The 22,856-nt window shown below is 59.4% G+C and carries 22 protein-coding genes; 18 read left to right on the top strand and 4 right to left on the bottom strand.

What is annotated here, in order from left to right:
- Positions 1-89 precede the first annotated feature (89 nt).
- The 3 genes from BK660_RS16590 to BK660_RS16580 all read left to right on the top strand — a co-directional run bounded on the left by BK660_RS16590 (position 90) and on the right by BK660_RS16580 (position 2,923).
- Positions 90-461, top strand: a complete 372-nt coding sequence (locus BK660_RS16590; protein WP_123434158.1) for a glutathione S-transferase N-terminal domain-containing protein — start codon at positions 90-92, stop codon at positions 459-461.
- Positions 462-867: 406 nt separating this feature from the next.
- Complete coding sequence (locus tag BK660_RS16585; RefSeq protein WP_027922494.1) at positions 868-2,217, top strand: NCS2 family permease; 1,350 nt, start codon at positions 868-870, stop codon at positions 2,215-2,217.
- Positions 2,218-2,296: 79 nt separating this feature from the next.
- Entirely contained in the window at positions 2,297-2,923 is a 627-nt protein-coding gene (locus tag BK660_RS16580; RefSeq protein WP_123434157.1) for a LysE family translocator, read from the top strand.
- Positions 2,924-3,126: 203 nt separating this feature from the next.
- On the opposite strand, the gene uraH is transcribed toward BK660_RS16580, so the two are convergent.
- Positions 3,127-3,480, bottom strand: coding sequence for a hydroxyisourate hydrolase (uraH, locus tag BK660_RS16575; RefSeq protein ID WP_042558430.1), 354 nt, complete (start codon positions 3,478-3,480; stop codon positions 3,127-3,129).
- Between the two features lie 418 nt (positions 3,481-3,898).
- Between uraH and puuE the strand changes: the two genes are divergently transcribed.
- The 7 genes from puuE to BK660_RS16540 all read left to right on the top strand — a co-directional run bounded on the left by puuE (position 3,899) and on the right by BK660_RS16540 (position 11,293).
- Positions 3,899-4,825, top strand: a complete 927-nt coding sequence (puuE, locus tag BK660_RS16570) for an allantoinase PuuE (RefSeq protein ID WP_059404690.1) — start codon at positions 3,899-3,901, stop codon at positions 4,823-4,825.
- The gene (uraD, locus tag BK660_RS16565; RefSeq protein ID WP_123434156.1) at positions 4,822-5,337 is read left to right on the top strand and encodes a 2-oxo-4-hydroxy-4-carboxy-5-ureidoimidazoline decarboxylase; all 516 of its coding nucleotides are present in this window, start codon (positions 4,822-4,824) and stop codon (positions 5,335-5,337) included. The genes puuE and uraD overlap by 4 nt, the downstream gene beginning before the upstream one ends.
- 99 nt (positions 5,338-5,436) lie before the next feature.
- Positions 5,437-6,432 carry an allantoicase gene (alc, locus tag BK660_RS16560; RefSeq protein WP_123434155.1) on the top strand — a complete coding sequence of 332 codons (996 nt, stop codon included), beginning with the start codon at positions 5,437-5,439 and terminating at the stop codon, positions 6,430-6,432.
- 118 nt (positions 6,433-6,550) lie between these two features.
- On the top strand, positions 6,551-7,054 hold the full coding sequence (locus tag BK660_RS16555) for an ureidoglycolate lyase (protein ID WP_010456681.1): 504 nt from the start codon (positions 6,551-6,553) through the stop codon (positions 7,052-7,054).
- 50 nt (positions 7,055-7,104) lie between these two features.
- Positions 7,105-8,406 (top strand): urate hydroxylase PuuD, encoded by a 1,302-nt coding sequence (locus tag BK660_RS16550; RefSeq protein ID WP_123434154.1) that lies wholly within the window; start codon positions 7,105-7,107, stop codon positions 8,404-8,406.
- 242 nt (positions 8,407-8,648) lie between these two features.
- On the top strand, positions 8,649-10,007 hold the full coding sequence (locus BK660_RS16545; RefSeq protein ID WP_123434153.1) for a nucleobase:cation symporter-2 family protein: 1,359 nt from the start codon (positions 8,649-8,651) through the stop codon (positions 10,005-10,007).
- Between the two features lie 500 nt (positions 10,008-10,507).
- Positions 10,508-11,293, top strand: a complete 786-nt coding sequence (locus tag BK660_RS16540) for an outer membrane protein OmpK (RefSeq protein WP_123434152.1) — start codon at positions 10,508-10,510, stop codon at positions 11,291-11,293.
- A gap of 109 nt (positions 11,294-11,402) precedes the next feature.
- Here BK660_RS16540 and BK660_RS16535 read toward each other — a convergent pair whose 3' ends face one another.
- Both BK660_RS16535 and BK660_RS16530 read right to left on the bottom strand, forming a co-directional pair.
- Positions 11,403-12,575 (bottom strand): patatin-like phospholipase family protein, encoded by a 1,173-nt coding sequence (locus BK660_RS16535; RefSeq protein ID WP_123434151.1) that lies wholly within the window; start codon positions 12,573-12,575, stop codon positions 11,403-11,405.
- Positions 12,576-12,602: 27 nt separating this feature from the next.
- Positions 12,603-13,535 (bottom strand): lipid A biosynthesis lauroyl acyltransferase, encoded by a 933-nt coding sequence (locus BK660_RS16530; RefSeq protein WP_123434150.1) that lies wholly within the window; start codon positions 13,533-13,535, stop codon positions 12,603-12,605.
- A gap of 118 nt (positions 13,536-13,653) precedes the next feature.
- Between BK660_RS16530 and minC the strand changes: the two genes are divergently transcribed.
- The 7 genes from minC (at position 13,654) to BK660_RS16495 (ending at position 20,533) form a co-directional block, all read left to right on the top strand.
- A complete protein-coding gene (gene minC / locus BK660_RS16525; RefSeq protein ID WP_123434623.1) occupies positions 13,654-14,391 on the top strand; it encodes a septum site-determining protein MinC in 738 nt (245 codons plus the stop codon).
- 201 nt (positions 14,392-14,592) lie between these two features.
- The gene (gene minD, locus BK660_RS16520) at positions 14,593-15,405 is read left to right on the top strand and encodes a septum site-determining protein MinD (RefSeq protein ID WP_123434149.1); all 813 of its coding nucleotides are present in this window, start codon (positions 14,593-14,595) and stop codon (positions 15,403-15,405) included.
- Entirely contained in the window at positions 15,405-15,659 is a 255-nt protein-coding gene (minE, locus tag BK660_RS16515) for a cell division topological specificity factor MinE (protein WP_007944431.1), read from the top strand. Before minD ends, minE begins: the two co-directional genes overlap by 1 nt.
- Before the next feature lie 90 nt (positions 15,660-15,749).
- On the top strand, positions 15,750-16,385 hold the full coding sequence (locus tag BK660_RS16510; RefSeq protein ID WP_027922481.1) for an RluA family pseudouridine synthase: 636 nt from the start codon (positions 15,750-15,752) through the stop codon (positions 16,383-16,385).
- Between the two features lie 290 nt (positions 16,386-16,675).
- Complete coding sequence (locus BK660_RS16500) at positions 16,676-17,965, top strand: M18 family aminopeptidase (protein ID WP_123434148.1); 1,290 nt, start codon at positions 16,676-16,678, stop codon at positions 17,963-17,965.
- Between the two features lie 157 nt (positions 17,966-18,122).
- Complete coding sequence (locus BK660_RS32610) at positions 18,123-18,299, top strand: hypothetical protein (RefSeq protein WP_185045099.1); 177 nt, start codon at positions 18,123-18,125, stop codon at positions 18,297-18,299.
- 77 nt (positions 18,300-18,376) lie between these two features.
- A complete protein-coding gene (locus BK660_RS16495) occupies positions 18,377-20,533 on the top strand; it encodes a mechanosensitive ion channel family protein (RefSeq protein ID WP_123434147.1) in 2,157 nt (718 codons plus the stop codon).
- 103 nt (positions 20,534-20,636) lie between these two features.
- On the opposite strand, the gene BK660_RS16490 is transcribed toward BK660_RS16495, so the two are convergent.
- Entirely contained in the window at positions 20,637-21,350 is a 714-nt protein-coding gene (locus BK660_RS16490; RefSeq protein ID WP_027922478.1) for a UTRA domain-containing protein, read from the bottom strand.
- Between the two features lie 361 nt (positions 21,351-21,711).
- Between BK660_RS16490 and BK660_RS16485 the strand changes: the two genes are divergently transcribed.
- Complete coding sequence (locus BK660_RS16485; RefSeq protein WP_123434146.1) at positions 21,712-22,776, top strand: ABC transporter substrate-binding protein; 1,065 nt, start codon at positions 21,712-21,714, stop codon at positions 22,774-22,776.
- Positions 22,777-22,856 lie beyond the last annotated feature (80 nt).

Raw genomic sequence — 22,856 nt, 5'->3', positions numbered from 1 at the left:
AAACCGGCATTCATCGCCGGTTTTTTTTCGTCTGCAAAAAATCAGGTAAGCTGCGCGCCCTTCTTCATTCGCACTGTGAGGCTTTCAACGTGTTCGTAAAAGCGCTTCGTGTCGGCCTTGGCCAACTGATCATCTTCATTGACTTCATTACCCGTCCCGGCAAGAAGCAACGCCCAGCCGAGGTGCAGGCCAAGGTCAACACCGCTGCCAAGGACCTGACCCTGTATCAATTCCACGCCTGCCCGTTCTGCGTGAAAACCCGCCGCAGCCTGCGCCGCCTGAATGTGCCGGTGGCGCTGCGTGATGCGAAGAACAACGAACAGGATCGCCAGACCTTGCTGGAGCAAGGTGGCAAGATCAAGGTGCCGTGCCTGCGTATCGAAGAGAATGGCCAGACCACCTGGATGTATGAGTCCAAGGTGATCATTGATTATCTGGATAAGCGGTTTGCGGCTGCTTGATGGTTTTGTGGTCAGCTGACTGACGCCACCACCAATCCCCGTCAAAAATAAACCGGCCCTTGCGCCGGTTTATTTGTTTCTACCCTCCCCCTCAGGTGGCTGGTCTGGCCCCTTCGCGAGCAGGCTCGCTCCCACAGGTGACCGAGTTCTTTCAGGGGAATGCGGTCGAATGTGGGAGCGAGCCTGCTCGCGAAGGCGTCCGCACAGGCGATATATCCCTATCGCCAAACTTTTCGTAAACAAAATCAAAAACATTATTTGCTTTCTTTGTATACAAAAGCATAATCCACTTCGTGCGAGTTCCTGACCAAGCGGTCAACAAATTCGCAAGTGCCTCAAAGGTCCGCTGCCACCCTCATGGGTCCGGTCCTGGAAATAACAATAAAACTCTTGAGGAGTACTCGCTGTGGAAAGCCGCAAATCCGAAGCATCGACGCTGGAACTCTCGCCGCCGTTACGCAATGGCTTGCTTGAGCGCATCTTCAAACTCACCTTGCATGGCACCACGGTGAAGACCGAGCTGATTGCCGGTCTGACAACCTTCATCACCATGGCTTACATCATCTTCGTCAACCCCAACATCATGGCCGACGCCGGGATCGATCACGGCGCCGCGTTTGTGGCGACCTGCATCGCGGCGGCACTGGGTTGCCTGTTGATGGGTCTGTACGCCAACTGGCCGGTCGGCCTGGCGCCGGGCATGGGCCTGAACGCCTTCTTCACCTACACCGTGGTCGGCACCATGGGCTACAACTGGGAAACCGCCCTCGGTGCGGTGTTCGTTTCCGGTGTGTTGTTCATGATCCTGACCTTTTCCAGGATTCGTGAATGGCTGCTCAACAGCATTCCAGTGAGCCTGCGCTTCGCCATGGGCGCCGGCGTCGGTTTGTTCCTGGGGCTGATCGGCCTGAAAACTGCGGGCATCGTCGTCGATAGCCCGGCGACCCTGATCAAGCTCGGCTCCCTGCGCGAACCCGGCCCGTTGCTCGCCGCCATCTGTTTCCTGATGATCGCCATCCTCAGCTACCACAAAGTGTTCGGCGCGATCCTCATCAGCATCATCACCGTGACCCTGGCCGGTTGGGGCCTGGGCCTGGTGCATTACGAGGGCATCATGTCGGCCCCGCCGAGCCTGGCCCCGACCTGGATGGCAATGAACCTGGCCGGCGTGTTCAACGTCAGCATGATCAGCGTGGTCCTGGCGTTCCTCTTCGTGCACATGTTCGACACCGCCGGCACCCTGATGGGCGTGGCCCAGCGTGCCAACCTGGTGGGCGCGGATGGACGGATCGAAAACCTCTCCCGCGCCATGAAAGCCGATAGTGCTTCCAGCGTCTTTGGTGCGATCGTCGGTGTTCCGCCGGTCACCAGTTATGTTGAAAGTGCTGCGGGTGTTGCCGCGGGTGGTCGGACAGGTCTTACCGCCGTGACCGTCGGTGTGCTATTTATTGCGGCGATGTTCTTCGCACCACTGGCCGGGATGATTCCCGCCTATGCCACCGCCGGCGCGCTGATTTATGTGGCGATGCTGATGATGGGCGGTATGAAGCACATCGAATGGGACGAAGCGACTGACAGCATTCCGGCGATCGTGACCGCGATCATGATGCCGCTGACCTTCTCCGTCGCTGACGGCATTGCGCTGGGTTTCATCACCTACGTGGCGTTGAAGGCCGGCACCGGCAAGTACAAGGAAATCTCGGTCAGCTTGTGGGTGCTCTGCGCGATCTTCATCGCCAAGTTCATTTTCCTGTAAGCCGCCGACGTTTCAAAAACAGTGTTTAAAAACAGCCTCACCCCGCCGGGTGGGGCTTTTGCACAAAGGGAGGAAAGTGATGAGTCTGGAAACCTGGCTGCTGTTCAGCGGCGCTGCGCTGGTGGTGATCCTGATCCCGGGGCCCCTGTCGTTGCTGATGATCAGCAACAGTCTGAATTACGGTTTGCGCCGTTCTTACCCGGCGTTTCTCGGGGGCGTGATTGCTTCGATCTGCTTGCTCAGTGCTTCCGCGCTGGGTCTGGGCGCCTTGCTGCTGGCGTCGGAACAGCTGTTCAGCGCGTTGAAAGTCGTGGGAGCGCTGTACCTGTTCTACCTCGCCTGGCAGAGCTGGCAACAATCGCGTCAGCCATCGATGGGCGCCGAAGTGCCACAGGCGGCGCCGGTGCCACGCTTTCGTGCGCTGTTCGGCCGGGCGTTTGTGCTGGGTGCGAGCAATCCGAAAGACATTCTGTTTTTCGCCGCTTTCCTGCCGCAGTTTTTGAGTGCGGAACAACCATTCCTGCCGCAGTTGCTGGTGATGATTGCAACCTGGACCGTGCTCGACCTGATGTGCAAATTGGCTTATGGGTTGGGTGCGCATGGTGCGGCGCGGTACCTGCGCAGTGGCAAGGGGCAGAGCTGGTTTAACCGGGTCAGTGCGGGGTTGTTTGGTGGGGCCGGGGCTGCATCCCTTCTAAGCCGATAAAAGCAAAAGCTTCGCGAGCAGGCTCGCTCCCACATTGGTTTTGTATTGATCACAAATCCCCTGTGGGAGTGAGCCTGCTCGCGATGGCGTTAGACCGGACACCACATCCCTCAAGACGAAAAAAAGCCCGCAGTGTGAGCGGGCGAAAGACCAAAGAAGCTATATGCGCAGTCGCTTCCAGGTTGAGGCAGCTGCTTGGGGGATCAGCTGCCGCGGTACGTGGAATAGCTGTAGGGCGAGATCAGCAGCGGCACATGGTAGTGATCCTGTTCCGCAGAGATGCCGAAACGCAGCACCACTACATCGAGAAACGCCGGCTCCGGCAGCTGAACGCCACGGGCGCGGTAGTAGTCGCCCGCATGGAACTGAACCTGATAGACCCCGGTACGGTAGTCATCGCCTTGCAGCAGCGGTGCATCGACACGGCCATCGCTGTTGGTTGTCGCACTGGCGACCAATTCCAGCTGAGAACCTTCAACACGGTACAACTCGACCTTGATCGAGCTGCCCGGGCAACCGTGTGCAGCGTCCAAAACGTGTGTAGTCAAACGTCCCATTGATTCTGCGCGCCTGCCTGCGTGGAGCAGTCAGACCTCGCGCCTCCCGAAGTCAGTTGAAAGGAGACCGCACCGATTCGGAGCACGAATCACTGCGGCGAGCGACTGATTAAGACACTTTTCAAAAAAATTGTACACAATAAAAACGACATATTTACCGCCATGCCCGCCAGTCGGGAATTTGCAGCGAATTTATTGCCACGCCATACGATCAGCGGACCTTCTATCCCATAGCTGACCAGTCAGGCAGGTTTCTTGCAATACCATCCATTCATGACACTTCGCGAAAAATGCAAAAATTCAGGCTTACAAAGTGGATATAAAGTTGTATACAATCAGCCCATCGCTGTGACGCCAGCCTGAACTCCATCGCCAGGCGCCACACAACCTGTCAACACGAACAAGAAGGAAGACTGCAGTGAGCGCTGACTACCCACGCGACCTGATCGGTTACGGCAGTAACCCTCCTCACCCACACTGGCCGGGCAATGCCCGCATCGCCTTGTCGTTCGTACTCAATTACGAAGAAGGCGGCGAGCGCAATATCCTGCACGGCGATAAAGAATCCGAAGCCTTCCTCTCCGAGATGGTTTCCGCGCAGCCACTGCAAGGCGCGCGCAACATGAGCATGGAATCCCTTTACGAGTATGGCAGCCGTGCCGGCGTCTGGCGGATTCTGAAACTGTTCAAGGAATTCGACATTCCGCTGACCATCTTCGCCGTCGCCATGGCCGCCCAGCGCCACCCGGACGTTATCCGCGCGATGGTCGATGCCGGTCACGAGATCTGCAGCCATGGCTATCGCTGGATCGACTACCAGTACATGGACGAAGCACAGGAACGCGAGCACATGCTCGAAGCGATCCGCGTGCTCACCGAAATCACCGGTGAACGCCCGCTGGGCTGGTACACCGGCCGCACCGGTCCGAACACCCGTCGCCTGGTGATGGAAGAAGGCGGTTTCCTCTACGACTGCGACACCTACGACGACGACCTGCCCTACTGGGAACCGAACAACCCGACCGGCAAGCCGCACCTGGTGATCCCGTACACCCTGGACACCAACGACATGCGCTTTACCCAGGTCCAGGGTTTCAACAAGGGCGACGACTTTTTTGAATACCTCAAGGACGCCTTTGACGTCCTGTACGCTGAAGGCGCCGAAGCACCGAAGATGCTGTCGATCGGCCTGCACTGCCGCCTGATCGGCCGTCCGGCGCGTCTGGCGTCGCTCAAGCGCTTTATCGAATACGCTAAAAGTCATGAACAGGTGTGGTTCAGCCGTCGCGTCGACATCGCTCGCCACTGGCACGAAACCCACCCGTACCAAGGGGCTGCCAAATGAGCACCTTTCAAACGCTGAAGCCATCGAGCCTGAGCCGCGACACATTTGTCGCCGCCTTCGCCGACATCTACGAACATTCGCCATGGGTGGCCGAAAAGGCCTTCGACCTGGGCCAGGACGCCTCGATCGACGAGATCGAAACCCTGCACCAGCGCATGAGCGACATCCTGTTGAGCGCCGATCATCAAAGCCAACTGGCCCTGATCAACGCTCACCCGGACCTGGCCGGCAAAGCCGCCGTCCAGGGCCAATTGACCGAAGCCAGCACCAACGAACAGGCTGGCGCCGGTATTCACCAATGCACGGCCGAAGAGTTCCAGCGCTTCACCGAGCTGAACGACGCCTACAAAGCCAAGTTCAAGTTTCCCTTCATCATGGCGGTAAAAGGCAGCAACCGGCATCAGATCCTTGCGGCGTTCGAAACGCGCATTCACAACTCGGTCGACACCGAATTCAAATGCGCGCTGGCAGAGATCAACAAGATTGCGTTGTTCCGTTTACTGACCCTATAGCGAGCAGCCCTTGTAAAAAGCCCGGGCGAAATTGAACGCAGCAATCGCCCAAGGCGCTGCAAGCATCCCAAGCCAACTTATTAAAGGCAGACAAGAAGAATGAAAGCTTACGCCGTACCTTTCGAGAAGTTCGTCAACCTGGCCGACGCCCGCCTGGGCACCAAAATCATCTCGGTCACCGATGACTGGTTCGCTGATGCCAACCGCCTGTTCCAGCCGACCCCGGCTGTGTGGAAAGAAGGCGTGTTCGATGACAACGGCAAGTGGATGGACGGCTGGGAGTCGCGCCGCAAGCGCTTCGAAGGCTACGACAGCGCCGTGATCCGCCTCGGTGTACCGGGCTCGATCAAAGGCGTCGACATCGACACTTCATTCTTCACCGGCAACTTCCCGCCGTCGGCCTCCCTGGAAGCCTGTTTTCTGGCTGAAGGCGAGCCGACTGAAAACACCCAGTGGGTTGAAGTGCTGTCGGCCGTCGAGCTGCAAGGCAACAGCCACCACTTCCACGAAATCAACAACGATCAGGCGTTTAGCCACCTGCGCTTCAACATCTACCCGGATGGCGGCGTGGCCCGCCTGCGTGTGTACGGCGTGCCGCACCGCGACTGGTCCGCTGTGGGCGACAACGAGCAAATCGACCTGGCCGCAGCCCTCAACGGTGGCCGCGCCCTCGCCTGCTCCGACGAACACTTCGGCCGCATGAGCAACATCCTCAACCCGGGCCGTGGCATCAACATGGGCGACGGCTGGGAAACCGCACGTCGTCGTACCCCGGGCAATGACTGGGTGATCGTCGCGTTGGGCCATGCCGGTGAAGTCGAGAAAGTCATCGTCGACACCCTGCACTTCAAGGGCAACTACCCGGACACCTGCTCGATCCAGGCCGCATTCGTCAAGGGCGGCACCGACAGCCAGATCGAAACCCAATCGTTGTTCTGGCGCGAACTGCTGCCGGCGCAGAAACTGGAAATGCACGCCGAACACACCTTCGCCGAGCAGATCAAGGCACTGGGCCCGATCACCCACATCCGCCTGAACGTGTTCCCGGATGGTGGTGTGAGCCGCCTGCGCGTTCTCGGCAAGGTATCGAAGTAAGCGGTGAGGCCATTCGCGAGCAAGCCCGCTCCCACATTTGAAATGCATTCCCCTGTGGGAGCGGGCTTGCTCGCGAAGACGTCAGAACTAACAACATAGAATTTTGGATAAGAACAGCATGCGCACACTGACGATTGAACCGCTGACCAAAGAAGCCTTCGCCCCTTTCGGTGACGTGATAGAAACCGACGGCAGCGATCACTTCATGATCAACAACGGTTCGACCATGCGCTTTCATAAACTGGCGACGGTGCAAACCGCCACGCCAGAAGACAACGCGATCATCAGCATCTTCCGCGCCGACGCGCAGGACATGCCGCTGACCGTCAGCATGCTGGAGCGTCACCCGCTGGGCAGCCAGGCGTTTATTCCGCTGCTCGGCAACCCTTTTCTGATCGTGGTCGCGCCACTTGGCGATGAACCTGTATCAGGCTTGGTCCGCGCCTTCGTCACCAACGGCAGGCAGGGCATTAATTACCATCGCGGCGTCTGGCACCACCCGGTGCTGACGATCGAAAAGCGGGATGACTTCCTGGTGGTTGATCGCAGTGGCACAGGCAATAACTGCGATGAGCATTTTTTCAAAGAGGATGAGCGTTTGATCCTTGCCCCCCACCAATAAGAGAAGGTCTGATCACTCGACAACAGAGTGACAGGCGAGAGGTAAAGACTGTGGAAGCACATCTGTTTGAATGGCTGAACCTGAGCGTGCGCTGGGTTCACATGATTACTGGCGTGGCCTGGATCGGTGCGTCGTTCTATTTCGTCTGGCTGGAAAACAACCTCAATCGGGTCAACCCGAAAAGTGGTCTGGCGGGCGATCTGTGGGCGATCCACGGCGGCGGTATCTATCACCTGGAAAAATACAAACTGGCTCCACCGACCATGCCGGACAACCTGCACTGGTTCAAATGGGAAGCCTACTTCACCTGGATGTCGGGGATCGCGCTGCTGTGCGTGGTGTTCTACTCCAACCCGACGCTGTACCTTCTGGCACCGGGCAGCAGCCTGAGCGGCCCTGAAGGTGTCATGTTGGGCATCGGCTCGCTGTTCGTCGGCTGGTTCGTCTACTCCTTCCTGTGCGACTCGGCCCTGGGCAAACGCCCTGCCCTGCTAGGTGGAATCCTGTTCGTGCTGATCATTGGCGCAGCCTACGGCTTCAGCAAAGTGTTCAGCGGTCGTGGTGCGTACCTGCACGTCGGCGCGATCATCGGCACCATCATGGTCGGCAACGTGTTCCGCATCATCATGCCGGCGCAACGCGCACTGGTCGCGGCGATCGCCGAGAACCGCACGCCGGATCCGGCACTGCCAGCCAAAGGCTTGCTGCGTTCGCGTCACAACAACTACTTCACCTTGCCGGTGCTGTTCATCATGATCAGCAACCACTTCCCGAGCACTTACGGCAGCCAATACAACTGGCTGATCCTGGCCGGGATCGCGGTGCTGGCGGTGTTGGTGCGTCATTACTTCAACACCCGTCATGACAGCCACAAGTTCGCCTGGACGCTGCCAGTGGCCGCCGTCGGCATGATCAGCCTGGCTTACGTCACCGGCCCTGCGCCGATGACCAGCCCGGACGTGGCCAAGGCGCCTGCGAAGATCGAATACCAACCGCTGCCGGAAACGGCTGTGGGCGGTGGTATGAAACCCGCCGAAGCCAAACCCGCAGAAGCACCCGCCGCCGCCCCCGTTCAGGCGTCTAACGCCGGCCCTGGTTTCGACAAGGTCCACAGCGTGATTCAAGAGCGTTGCGCGGTTTGCCACTCGGCCAAACCGACCAGCCCGCTGTTCAGTGCCGCGCCTGCCGGAGTGATGTTTGATACCCCCGAGCAGATCCGCCAGAACGCGCCGCGCATCCAGGCTCAGGCCGTCACCAGCCAGATCATGCCACTGGGCAACATCACGCAGATGACCCAGCAGGAACGTGACCTGATCGGTGCCTGGATTGTGCAGGGAGCCCAGACCAACTAAGCAACACAGAAGCCTGTGAAGAGCAGGCTTTTAGTGGCGAGGGGGCTTGCCCCCGTTCGGCTGCGCAGCAGTCGCAAACTGAGTAATCGCGATCTGCCTGAAGGTATGCGGTGACAGGTTTTGGGGCGCTTCGCGGCCCAACGGGGGCAAGCCCCCTCGCCACAGATCCACCTGATTCGAAAACAGCGGCCAGCAGCACGACCGCTGTACATCACAAGAATAAAAAAGATCCGAGGTGTTGCATGTCCGAGCTATCCGAAGCGCGCATCCCCGACGCACCCGCCATTCAGCGTTTGCCCCTTTTGCAACTGATCCTGGTCGGTCTGCAACATGTCTTGCTGATGTACGGCGGCGCCATCGCGGTGCCGCTGATCATCGGACAGGCCGCTGGCCTGAGTCGTGAAGAAATCGCCTTTCTGATTAACGCCGACCTGCTGGTTGCCGGCATCGCCACCATCGTCCAGTCGCTGGGCATTGGCCCCATGGGCATCCGCATGCCGGTGATGATGGGCGCCAGTTTCGCCGCCGTCGGCAGCATGGTCGCCATGGCCGGCATGCCTGGTATCGGTCTGCAAGGGATCTTCGGCGCGACCATCGCCGCCGGGTTCTTCGGCCTGCTCATCGCACCGTTCATGTCCAAAATCGTGCGCTTCTTCCCGCCTCTGGTGACCGGCACGGTCATCACCTCGATCGGTTTGTCGCTGTTCCCCGTGGCCGTGAACTGGGCTGGCGGCGGTGCCGGCGCCACACAATTCGGCTCACCTATTTACCTGACCATCGCCGCGCTGGTGCTGGGCACCATTTTGCTGGTGCACCGTTTCATGCGCGGCTTCTGGGTCAATATTTCAGTGCTGATCGGCATGTGCCTGGGCTACGTGCTCTGCGGCCTGATCGGCATGGTCGACCTCAGCGGCATGGCACAAGCGCCATGGCTGCAATTCGTCACCCCGTTGCATTTCGGCATGCCCAAGTTTGAACTCGCGCCGATTCTGTCGATGTGCCTGGTGGTGGTGATCATCTTCGTCGAGTCCACCGGGATGTTCCTCGCGCTGGGCAAAATCACCGGCCAGGAAGTCTGCCCTCGGATGCTGCGTCGCGGCTTGCTGTGTGATGCTGGCGCCTCGTTCTTCGCCGGGTTCTTCAACACCTTCACCCACTCCTCTTTCGCGCAGAACATCGGCCTGGTGCAGATGACCGGCGTGCGCTGCCGTTCGGTGACCATCGTCGCCGGTGGCTTGTTGATCGTCTTGAGCCTGCTGCCCAAAGCCGCCTTCCTGGTGGCCTCGATTCCGCCAGCGGTCCTCGGCGGTGCGGCGATTGCGATGTTTGGCATGGTTGCCGCGACCGGGATCAAGATTCTTCAGGAAGCCGACATTGGTGACCGCCGGAATCAACTGTTGGTGGCCGTCAGCATCGGCATGGGCTTGATCCCGGTGGTGCGCCCCGAGTTCTTTGCCCACCTGCCGGTATGGATGAGCCCGATTACCCACAGCGGTATCGCCATGGCCACGATCAGCGCCCTGACGCTGAACCTGCTGTTCAACATTTTGGGTGGCGCAGAACGCGCGGCAATCAACGACTGCACCGCTCAGACTCACTGATCAAAACCCCTGAACAGGGCTGCCTTATGGCAGCCCATGGCTGCCTGCGCCTCAACAATAAAAACAAGAGGAAGCAACAGATGGTTTTTACCGACTCAAGCCGCTCGTTTTGCGACGAGCGACCAACTTCCGCCAACCGTGCCCCACACCTGTCGTCGGTGCGCTGTTGCGGGGCACTTGAGACCTGGCCGAGTAGTCAGTATTCTCCGCGGCCGCCTGAATCCGCTTTAAAAAAAAGCCCGGATTTAATTCCTGACCAGAAAGCCAGCTTATCCCGGCTCTGGACGGTACCAAGGCACTCCATACCCCCTCTCAATCGACTGTTTTTGAGCAGCCGAGCGGGAGTTTTTTTGCTTTTTGAAAGCCTTGGCGCAGCTCTTGCTAACAGCATTAAAGCTGACCGACTGGATGAGTTTTTACCGCTACAGAAACAGGCGCCACACCAGAGCGCCGAGCTTAAAAAAATAACGTGGAACCACCTACTTTTTGGGAGCAACCGAATGAAACGTACGTGCACCAGCCTGATGCTTGCGGGATCTTTACTGGCCGGCGGCCAGGCCATGGCCGGCGACCTGCTGCAATGGCAGACCAACAGCCTGACTTACCTGTACGGCAAGGATTTCCAGGTCAACCCGCGCATCCAGCAGACGGTGACCTTCGAACACGCTGATGGCTGGAAATACGGCGACAACTTCTTCTTCATCGACAAAATCTTCTACAACGGCAAGGAAGACGCCTTCGCGGGCAAGAACTCCCACTACGGTGAACTCAGCCCGCGCTTGTCGTTCAACAAAATTTTCGACCAGAAGTTCGAGTTCGGCCCAATCAAGGACGTCCTGCTGGCGATGACCTATGAGTTTGGCGAAGACGACACCGAGTCGTACTTGATCGGTCCAGGTTTCGACCTGTCCATCCCGGGCTTCGACTACTTCCAGTTGAACTTCTACAACCGTCACACCGAAGGCGGCCGTCCGGGTGACGATATCTGGCAGGTTTCTCCGGTCTGGTCCTACACCATTCCGGTCGGTAGCTCGGACGTGGTAATCGATGGCTTCATGGATTGGGTAGTCGACAACGACGTGAACAAGGAAGGCGAATACCACGCCAACCTGCACTTCAACCCACAGATCAAATACGACTTGGGCAAGGCACTCAAGCTGGGCGACAAGCAGTTGTACGTCGGTGTCGAGTATGACTACTGGAAAAACAAATACGGCATCGAAGACAGCCAGGGCTTCAAGACTGATCAGAGCGTGACCAGCTTCCTGGTCAAGGTTCACTTCTGATCTGGCGGCACCTGTAAGGCAGTCTTCGCGAGCAGGCTCGCTCCCACATTGGAATGTATTTCAACTGTGGGAGCGAGCCTGCTCGCGAATGGCCACACCGCAAAAAATCTCAAGCCGTAACCACAGACTCCGGCAACCCAAGAAACCGGCATAGTTCCTCACGCTTGGCCAACGCATCCCGCCGCCCCAGATCGATCAATTCGCTGCAATACCCCGCCTCGAACAGCAGATAACTCAACACCCCCGCCCCGCTCGTCTTCGTTGCCCCCGGCCCGCGTAGAAACAGGCGCAACGCCGCCGGTAATTCCTGCCGATGCCGCGCCGCAATCTCATCGATCGGCTGACTCGGCGAAATCACCAGCACCTCCACCGGCGCCACGCCCAATGCACGGGTTGGCGTACCCGCAGGCATCAAATGACTGAACTGATTCAGGCGCTGCAACAACTCGATGTCGCTTTCCAGGCTGTCAATGAACGTGCTGTTGAGCAGGTGCCCGCCGATCTGCGCCAGGGTCGGCTGTTGCCCGGTGTAGGCGCGTTGCAGCGGTTGCTGCGGGTCAACGCCGCGCGGATTGCCGCTGACACCCACCACCAGCACGCGACTGGCGCCCAAGTGCAACGCCGGGCTGATCGGCGCGGACTGGCGCACCGCTCCGTCGCCGAAGTATTCCTCGCCGATTTTCACCGGGGCGAACAGCAACGGAATAGCCGAACTGGCCAGCAGATGCTCGACACTCAATTGGGTCGGAATGCCGATACGCCGATGGCGCAGCCACGAATCGATGGTGCCGCCGCCCTGATAGAAAGTGACCGCCTGACCCGACTCGTAGCCGAACGCCGTCACCGCGACCGCCTGCAACTGCTTCTGGGCAATGGATTCGGCGATGCCGGCCATGTTCAGTTTGTCGTTGAGCAACCCACGCAGCGGCGAACTGTTGAGCAACGCCACCGGTACATGAGCACCCAGGCCCAACAAGCTGTGACTGACAAACCGACTGGCCTGATGGATGACGCCCGGCCAGTCACTGCGCAACACCAGATGGCTGCGAAAGCCCTGCCAGAACGCAGTCAAACGCTCGATGGCGCCGCGAAAATCCATCGCACCACTGGCGAGGCTGACCGCGTTGATCGCCCCGGCCGAGGTGCCGACGATCACTGGAAACGGATTCGCCGCGCCCAGCGGCAACAACTCGGCAATTGCCGCCAGCACGCCCACCTGATACGCCGCTCGAGCCCCGCCGCCGGAAAGAATCAACCCTGTAACCGGTTCAGCAGGACTCATCGCAACACTCCATGGCGCTTAAAGGGGTCAACCGCGTTTTTTGTACAGCTTGGGTTCGCCGGGTGGCCGGCTCTTGAAACGACGATGGGCCCAGAGGTATTGCTCCGGACATTCACGCAAGGCGCCTTCGACCCACTGATTGATGCGGATGCAGTCGGCTTCTTCGGTCTCGCCGGGGAAACCGTCGAGCGGCGCATGGATCACCAGACGATAGCCGCTGCCGTCCGCCAGACGCTCCTGGGTGAACGGCACCACCAACGCCTTGCCCAACCGCGCAAATTTGCTGGTGGCGGTCACGGTGGCCGCTTGAATGCCAAATAGCGGTACGAAAATACTTTGCTTGGCGCCGTAGTCCTGATCCGGTGCGTACCAGATCGCGCGGCCGGCGCGCAGCAGCTTGAGCATGCCGCGCACATCGTCACGCTCGACCGCCAGCGAATCGAGGTTGTGCCGCTCGCGACCACGGCGCTGGACGTAGTCGAACAGCGGGTTCTTGTGCTCGCGGTACATGCCGTCGATGGTGTGCTGCTGCCCCAACAGCGCCGCACCGATTTCCAGCGTGGTGAAATGCACCGCCATCAGGATCACGCCCTTGCCGTCGCGCTGGGCCTTTTTCAAGTGCTCCAGTCCTTCGACATGGGCCAGTTTGGCCAAGCGCTGACGCGACCACCACCAGCTCATGGCCATTTCGAAGAAGGCGATGCCGGTGGAGGCAAAGTTTTCCTTGAGCAGGCGCTTGCGCTCGGCAGCCGACTTTTCAGGGAAACACAGCTCGAGGTTGCGTTTGGCGATGCGCCGTCGGTCGCCGGCCGCCCGATACATCAAGGCACCGAGCAGGCGGCCGATGAATAGCAACGCCGGATATGGCAACTGAACAATCAGCCACAACAGCCCCAAGCCACACCACAGCGGCCAGAAACGCGGCATTAGAAATGTTTTTCGAAAACGCGGGCGATCCATTAAAGGTTCCGGAAAGACAATGGCCGCGCATTCTACATCGTTCGACCCGGCTTGCGGCTTGCGGGCGTTCTCGTTATAAGTCTCGGCACTTTTAGTGACAAGCCGTTGTATGCCGACCATGAGCCAAACCGAACCGCAAGACCAGGATCCCGTGTTCCAGTTGAAGGGCAGCATGCTTGCCATTACGGTGCTGGAACTGGCCCGCAACGACCTCGAGAACCTTGATCGGCAATTGGCCGCCAAGGTCGCTCAGGCGCCTAACTTTTTCAGCAATGCCCCGTTGGTGCTGGCCCTGGACAAGCTCCCGGCCAGCGAAGGCGCAGTGGATTTGCCGGGCCTGATGCGCGTCTGTCGCCAGCATGGCTTGCGCACCCTGGCCATCCGCGCCAGCCGCATCGAAGACATCGCCGCCGCCATTGCAGTCGATCTGCCGGTGCTGCCGCCGTCCGGCGCCCGTGAGCGTGCGCTTGACCCCCTCGAAGGCCAGGTGAAGAAAAAACCGGAAAAACCGCCGGAACCGACCATCAAACCGACGAAAATCATTACGTCGCCAGTACGTGGTGGCCAGCAGATTTATGCCCAGGGTTGCGATTTGGTGGTGATTTCCTCGGTCAGCCCGGGTGCGGAACTTCTCGCCGATGGGAACATCCATGTATACGGCCCGATGCGCGGTCGAGTGTTGGCCGGCGTCAAGGGCGACACGAAAGCCAGGATCTTCTGTCAGCAAATGAGCGCTGAACTGGTGTCCATCGCCGGCCACTACAAGGTCTCCGAGGATTTGCGTCGTGACCCTTTGTGGGGCGCGGGTGTACAGGTCAGCCTGTCCGGCGACGTGTTGAACATCATTCGGCTTTAACGGATACTGCCGCATTTTCCAAGCATCTCTAAAACGTAGCGAAAACGGCTCAAACGAAGTAGGAAAACGGCCAAAAGCAGTGTTTACCGGAGGTAAACCCCGCTCAGGACCGGTTTCCAGCCAAGGCTGTCCGACTGCAGTAGTTTTTCAAGAGATGTTTTTCAGGGGCTAAAAGTCCTTTTTCCTTAGGGGTGAAACACCTTGGCCAAGATTCTCGTGGTTACATCCGGCAAGGGTGGTGTGGGTAAGACCACCACCAGCGCCGCTATCGGTACCGGCCTCGCACTGCGTGGTCACAAAACAGTGATCGTCGACTTCGACGTCGGCCTGCGTAACCTCGACCTGATCATGGGTTGCGAGCGTCGCGTGGTGTATGACTTCGTCAACGTAGTGAACGGCGAAGCCAACCTGCAACAAGCCCTGATCAAAGACAAGCGCCTGGAAAACCTCTACGTCCTGGCCGCCAGTCAGACTCGCGACAAAGACGCGCTGACCGTGGAAGGCGTGGAAAAAGTCCTGATGGAGCTCAAGGAACAATTTGAGTTCGTGGTCTGCGATTCCCCGGCGGGCATCGAGAAAGGCGCCCACCTGGCCATGTACTTCGCTGATGAAGCGGTGGTCGTGACCAACCCGGAAGTGTCCTCGGTACGTGACTCGGACCGTATGCTGGGCCTGCTGGCCAGCAAATCGCGCCGTGCTGAACGCGGCGAAGATCCGATCAAGGAACACTTGCTGCTGACCCGCTACAACCCGCAACGCGTCAGCGATGGCGAAATGCTAGGCGTCGAAGACGTCAAAGAGATTCTGGCCGTCACCCTGCTGGGTGTGATTCCGGAATCGCAAGCGGTGCTCAAGGCTTCCAACTCGGGCGTGCCCGTGATCCTCGACGACCAGAGCGACGCCGGTCAGGCGTACAGCGATGCCGTCGATCGTCTGCTGGGCAAAACCGTGGAACATCGTTTCCTCGATGTCACGAAGAAGGGATTCTTCGAGCGCCTGTTTGGAGGTAGGTAATGAACATTTTTGACTTCTTTCGTGCCAACAAGAAGCCAAGTACCGCATCGGTAGCGAAAGAGCGTCTACAGATCATCGTGGCGCATGAACGCGGCCAACGCAGTACGCCGGACTACCTGCCAGCCTTGCAAAAGGAACTGGTTGAAGTGATCCGCAAGTACGTCAATATCGGGTCCGATGACGTGCACGTCGCTCTGGAAAACCAGGGCAGCTGCTCGATTCTGGAACTCAATATCACCCTGCCGGACCGTTAATCGATCCGGTCGGAGCCACGGCGGCTCAGGGCCCTTCTATCACTGGAAGGGACTTGAGCCGCCGTTGGCGTTTGTTACGAGGCTGTTTTAATGCCGTTGTCCAATGTCCACATTCTTCATCAGGACGCCGCCGTACTGGTGGTGAACAAACCGACCCTGTTGCTCTCCGTCCCTGGCCGGGCCGATGACAACAAGGACTGCCTGATCACCCGCCTGCAAGAAAACGGCTACCCGGAAGCGCGAATCGTCCATCGCCTCGACTGGGAAACCTCCGGCATCATCCTGCTGGCCCGTGACCCGGACACTCATCGCGAGTTGTCCCGGCAATTTCACGACCGCGAAACCGAAAAAGCCTACACAGCGCTGTGCTGGGGTCAGCCGGAACTGGACAGCGGCAGCATCGACCTGCCCTTGCGCTATGACCCGCCGACCAAGCCACGCCATGTGGTCGACCACGAATTCGGCAAACACGCCCTGACGTTCTGGCGTGTGCTGGAACGCTGTGGCGACTGGTGCCGCGTCGAGTTGACGCCGATCACCGGCCGCTCGCACCAACTGCGCGTACACATGCTTTCCATCGGCCACCCGCTGTTGGGTGACGGGCTCTACGCCCACGAGCAAGCCCTGGCCGCCTGGCCGCGCCTGTGCCTGCACGCCAGCATGCTCAGCTTCACTCACCCGCAAACTGGTGAGCGCTTGCGCTTCGAGTGCCCTGCGCCGTTCTGATCCCCGAGGTGCTTCCTGTGGTGAGGGGGTTTCCAGTGGCGAGGGGGCTTGCCCCCGTTCGGCTGCGAAGCAGTCGTGAAACCAGTAAATGTGATCTGCCAGAAGAACCTCGCCAGCCGGATTGCGACCGCTTCGCGATCGAACGGGGGCAAGCCCCCTCGCCACAGGTACCCCCCTCATCGCAGCAAGCCCCCATACCCACACTGAATCTCGGGCTCCCCCGGCACTAGCCCGCCGCACTTTGCGCTTTCAATACGTTAAACTGGCGCCATTGCTGTCTGGAGCTTCTTATGCGCGAAGAGTTGAACCAAGGCCTGATCGACTTCCTCAAGGCCTCCCCTACCCCGTTCCATGCCACTGCCAGCCTCGTCCAGCGCCTGGAAGCGGCCGGTTTCGTGCGACTTGATGAGCGCGAGCCCTGGACCACCGAAGCCAATGGCCGTTATTACGTCACCCGTAACGACTCCTCCATCGTCGCGATCAAGATGGGCCGTCATTCGCCGCTGCATGGCGGTATTCGCCTGGTGGGCGCGCACACCGACAGCCCGTGCCTGCGGGTCAAGCCCCAGCCGGAGTTGCAGCGTCAGGGTTTCTGGCAATTGGGCGTCGAAGTCTACGGCGGTGCATTGCTGGCGCCTTGGTTCGACCGCGACCTGTCCCTCGCCGGCCGCGTGACCTTCCGCCGTGATGGCAAGGTGGAGAGCCAGTTGATCGACTTCAAGGCGCCCATCGCGACCATTCCGAACCTGGCGATTCACCTTAACCGTGAAGCCAACATGGGCTGGGCGATCAACGCGCAGACCGAATTGCCGCCGATCCTCGCGCAATTCGCCGGTGACGAGCGCGTGGATTTCCGCGCCGTGCTCACCAACCAGTTGGCGCTGGAACATGGTTTGAACGCCGACGTTGTGCTGGATTACGAGCTGAGTTTCTACGACACCCAAAGCGCGGCGATCATCGGCCTGCACGGTGACTTCATCGCCGGCGCGCGCCTGGACAACCTGCTGTCGTGCTACGCCGGCCTGCAAGCCTTGCTGACCGCCGAAACCCATGAAACCTGCGTGCTGGTCTGCAACGATCATGAAGAAGTCGGTTCCTGTTCAGCCTGTGGCGCTGATGGCCCGATGCTCGAGCAGACGCTGCGCCGCCTGCTGCCTGAAGGTGACGAGTTCGTGCGCACCATTCAGAAGTCCCTGTTGGTGTCCGCCGACAACGCCCACGGCGTGCACCCCAACTACGCGGAAAAACACGACGCCAACCACGGCCCGAAACTCAACGCCGGCCCGGTGATCAAGGTCAACAGCAACCAGCGCTACGCTACCAACAGCGAAACCGCCGGTTTTTTCCGCCATCTGTGCATGGCCGAAGAAGTGCCGGTGCAGAGCTTTGTGGTGCGCAGCGACATGGGTTGTGGCTCGACCATCGGCCCGATCACCGCCAGCCACCTGGGCGTGCGCACCGTGGATATCGGCCTGCCGACATTCGCCATGCACTCGATCCGCGAACTGTGCGGCAGCCATGACCTGGCGCACCTGGTCAAAGTGCTGAGCGCGTTCTACGCCTGCCAGGAATTGCCGTAATTCCCAAAAGCTTCGCGAGCAGGCTCGCTCCTACAGTTGGAACGCATTTCAATTGTAGGAGTGAGCCTGCTCGCGAAGTACTTTGCTTGATTCACATCACTCTCGGTCACCCAAAGCCACCTAAACTTTAATTATTCCTTTAGACAAGGCAGTCTCCATGATCTCGATGTCTTCGTTTCACGCCATGCTGATCCCGATCCTCGTCGGGATGATCATGCTGGCCATCGGCTTCAACTTTCGCGACAAAAACGCCGGTGTACTCGCCATGTGGATTGGCATGCTGATCATTTTCGGCACCGTGATTTTCAAGATCCTCGCCAAACTCAACGAATAAATCCTTCCCTCGACTCGCATTGATTTAGACGGGCTCGTACACTCGGCCGATCCGCTCATCCCGAGGTTGACCGTCTAGTGCTTGCCCGTCTATTCGCCCTGCCGTGTTTCGTCCTTGTCTGCCTCATGACGCTGCTGCCAATGGCGCCTGCCCAGGCGGCCGGTTTGCCGAGCCTGCTCAGCGGCTCGACGAAAGCCCAGCCAGAGGCGCAAGAACCGCTCGGGCAATCGCTGGACGAAGTCATCAAGTCGCTGGAAAACGACCAGCAGCGCAGCAAACTGCTGGCCGACCTGAAGAAACTGCGCGACGCCACCAAAAAGGCTCAGCCGGCTGCCGAAGAGGGCGTGCTGGGCTTGATCGGCGGCACGCTGGCCACGTTCGAAAAACAATTCTCCGGAGCCGACAGCCCGCTCAATCGCTGGTCTGAAGAGTTTGGGCAGGCGAGAGACGAACTGTCAGCCTTGATGATGCCGGCCAGTGAATGGCTGCCGATCATCTTCGCGTTCGCCATGATCCTGATGGTCTGGAGCCTGCTGGCGGCGGCGCTGATCTGGGTCGGTCATCGGGTGCGCATGCGCTTCGGCCTGACCGAAGAACTGCCGCAACACCCCAAGGCCGTGGACATGTTGCGCTTCGCCCTGCGCAAGCTCGGACCGTGGCTGATCGCCCTGGTGATCACCGTCTACATGAGCTACGCCCTGCCCTCATCGCTGGGCAAAAGCCTGGCCATGGTGCTGGCTTACGCGCTGGTAGTCGGCACCTGTTTCTCGGCGATCTGCGTGATCGCGTTCTCCCTGCTCGATGGCCCGCACCGCCATCGCGCCCTGTATATCCTGCGGCACCAGGCGTTTCGGCCGTTGTGGCTGATTGGCAGTTTTGCCGCGTTTGGTGAGGCGCTGAGCGATCCGCGACTGGTCGCCGGGCTTGGCAGTCACCTGGCGCATACCGCGGCGACGGCGGCCAATGTGCTGGCGGCGATTTCTACCGGCTTGTTCATCTTGCGGTTCCGCCGGCCGATCGCCCACTTGATCCGCAATCAGCCGCTGTCCCGGCGCCTGACCCGTCGCGCCCTCAGCGACAGCATCGAAATTCTCGGCACCTATTGGTACGTCCCGGCGCTGGTGCTGGTGGGCGTCTCGCTGTTCGCCACGTTCGTTTCGGCCGGCGATACCAGCACCGCCTTGCGTCAGTCGCTGATCTGCACCGTGCTGCTAGTGTTGTGCATGGTCATCAACGGACTGGTCCGCCGTCATGCCCTCAAGCCGCAACGCGGTGTGAAGCGCCATGCGCTGTACTCGGAACGCCTGAAAAATTTCTTCTACACCCTCGCTCACCTGCTGGTGTGGCTGGCGTTCATCGAGCTCGGTCTGCGGGTCTGGGGCATGTCGCTGATCACGTTCACCGAAGGTGAAGGCCATGAGGTCAGCGTCAAACTGTTCAGCCTTGCCGGCACGCTGATTTTTGCCTGGCTGATCTGGATCCTCAGCGACACCGCCGTGCACCACGCGCTCACCCGTTCGCGCAAAGGCCTGGCCAATGCCCGCGCACAGACGATGATGCCGTTGATCCGCAACGTGCTGTTCGTGGCGATTTTCATTGTCGCGCTGATCGTCGCGCTGGCGAACATGGGCATGAACGTCACGCCACTGCTGGCCGGTGCCGGTGTGATCGGCCTGGCCATCGGTTTCGGTGCGCAGTCGCTGGTCGCGGACTTGATTACCGGGCTGTTCATCATCATCGAAGACTCCTTGGCCATCGACGACTACGTGGACGTCGGCGGCCACCTGGGCACCGTCGAAGGGCTGACCATCCGCACCGTGCGCCTGCGGGACATCGACGGCATCGTCCACACCATTCCGTTCAGCGAAATCAAAAGCATCAAGAACTACTCCCGGGAATTCGGCTACGCGATCTTCCGGGTGGCGGTGCCGTCCGACATGGACATTGATAGCGCGATCAAACTGATGCGCGAAGTGGGTCAGAAGATGCGCACCGACCCGCTGCAACGGCGCAACATCTGGTCGCCGCTGGAGATCCAGGGGGTCGAGAGTTTCGAGTCCGGCAATGCGATCCTGCGCGCGCGGTTCAAGACGGCGCCGATCAAACAGTGGGAGGTTTCCCGGGCGTTCAACTTGTCGCTGAAACGGCATCTGGATGAGGCGGGACTGGATCTGGCGATGCCGCGCATGAGTGTTCAAGTGGCTACGGCGGCGGGTGGGCAGCCAAAGGAATAGCGTCGTTTGTCATGCCGCCTTCGCGAGCAGGCTCGCTCCCACATTAGATTTGTGTCGTTCACACAAACCCTGCTCGCGAAGGGTTCGCCGCGGATTCAGCAGGCTAAACCACATCCACCCCGACATGAATCGCATCATGCCGCCAAAACTCCAGGTCACAATCGATCAGCCGTTCATGCTGATCATAATTGACCCGCGCAATGCGTAACCCCGGGCTACCCACTGACACCCGCAGCGCCGCTGCCGCATCCACCGACAGCGACGTCGGCACAATTTCGAACCGTACCCGCCCGTAATGCAAATCGTAATGCCGCGCGTACAACTCGGTGATCGACTGATTCAAATCAAACTCGAGAATCCCCGGAAAATACTGCGGATTCAAATAGTGCTCCACGTACAACACCAGCCGCTCATCAATGCGCCGCGCACGGCAGATCTGGATCACACTCGACAGCGCCGGCAACTGTAACCACGCGCACACCGCCGCCGAGGCGGGTTGCAACCGTGCTGAAATCACCTCGGTGGACGGCACTCGCCCCTGCGCACTGACCATCGCGTGGAAGTGACTGCGCTGCATCAGGTTGTAGGCCAGGCGCGGTGGTGAAACGAACCAGCCGCGGCGCTCTTCGCGATAAATCTGGCCCTGCGCCTCCAACTGCAACAACGCCTCGCGCACAGTAATCCGTGTGGTCCCGAACAACTCACTGAGCTTGCGCTCGGCCGGTAGCTTGCTGCCGGGCGCCAACAGACCGTGGTCGAGCTGCTCCTGCAAGACCTGACCAATGGCTGTCACCGCTTTCGTTGCCTCATCACGCATCAACGTTACCTATCTGGACTAGACCAGCACTGTTTCGGGGCAGAACCGCGCTGAAAAACCGGCTCATCTTGATCCTGCAAGCGTAGGCAGTGCAGATGACTGATAGATGACAAAGCTACCCAACGGTCACCCAATCGTTCGCCTCAAACCCTGCAATACACCGGCCAAGTCCCTTGCGTGCCGGGCCTTTGCCCATGGTCTACGCTTACCGGGCACCTGCCAATACCGGGCAAATAATTGTGCTGCCGGGCGACGACCGACATGAAAGTGTCATCGAGCCCGCCTAAATTGGCTCAGGTATTGCTGACCTAGACCAACACAACCGCAATCGCAGCGTTGAAAACGCCCAAAGGAGCTTCGGATGAAAAAGCTTTTCCTGGCATCACTGTTAGGCTCGACCATTGCCATGTGCACCGCCGCCATGGCGGCTGATGATTTGAAAACCCTCGAAGCCGCTGCGAAAGCGGAAGGCGCCGTCAACAGCGTCGGCATGCCCGATGACTGGGCCAACTGGAAAGGCACCTGGGAAGACCTGGCTAAAACCTACGGCCTCAAGCACATCGACACCGACATGAGCTCGGCCCAGGAAATCGCCAAGTTCGCCGCTGAAAAAGATAACGCCAGTGCTGACATCGGCGACGTGGGCGCAGCCTTCGGCCCGATCGCGGTCAAGCAAGGCGTGGTGCAACCGTACAAACCAACGACCTGGGCGCAAGTGCCAGACTGGGCTAAAGACAAGGACGGCAACTGGGCTTTGGCCTACACCGGCACCATCGCGTTTATCGTCAACAAGAAGCTGCTGCACGGTTCGGAAGCACCGACCAAGTGGGCTGACCTCAAGACCGGTAAATATAAGGTGTCCATCGGTGACGTGAGCACCGCAGCCCAGGCGGCCAACGGCGTACTGGCAGCGGCCCTGGCCAATGGCGGCGACGAGAAAAACCTGCAACCGGCCCTGCTGCTGTTCGCAGACATTGCCAAACAGGGTCGCCTGTCCATGGCCAACCCGACGATTGCCACCATGGAAAAGGGTGAAATCGAAGTCGGTGTGGTCTGGGACTTCAACGGTCTGAGCTACAAGGCGAAGATGGCCAACCCGGATGACTACGTCGTGCTGATTCCATCCGATGGCTCGGTTATCTCCGGTTACACCACCATCATCAACAAGTACGCGAAAAACCCGAACGCCGCCAAGCTGACCCGCGAATACATCTTCAGCGACGCCGGCCAGATCAACCTGGCAAAAGGCAACGCGCGTCCGATCCGTGCCGAACACTTGACCCTGCCAGCCGACATCAAGGCCAAGCTGCTGCCTAACGAGCAGTACAAAAAGGTCACGCCGATCAAAGACGCCGATGCCTGGGAAAAGACCTCCAAGGCCCTTCCTCAGAAGTGGAACGAAGAAGTCATCGTCAATATGCAGTAATGCGGTAGAGCAAACGCTGAAAATCTAATGTGGGAGCGGGCTTGCTCGCGAAAGCGGTGTGTCAGTCAACCTAAATGTTG

The sequence above is a fragment of the Pseudomonas brassicacearum genome (genome assembly GCF_003732265.1).
Taxonomy (GTDB): domain Bacteria; phylum Pseudomonadota; class Gammaproteobacteria; order Pseudomonadales; family Pseudomonadaceae; genus Aquipseudomonas; species Aquipseudomonas brassicacearum_D.
This window is presented reverse-complemented; position numbering and strand designations above follow the sequence as displayed.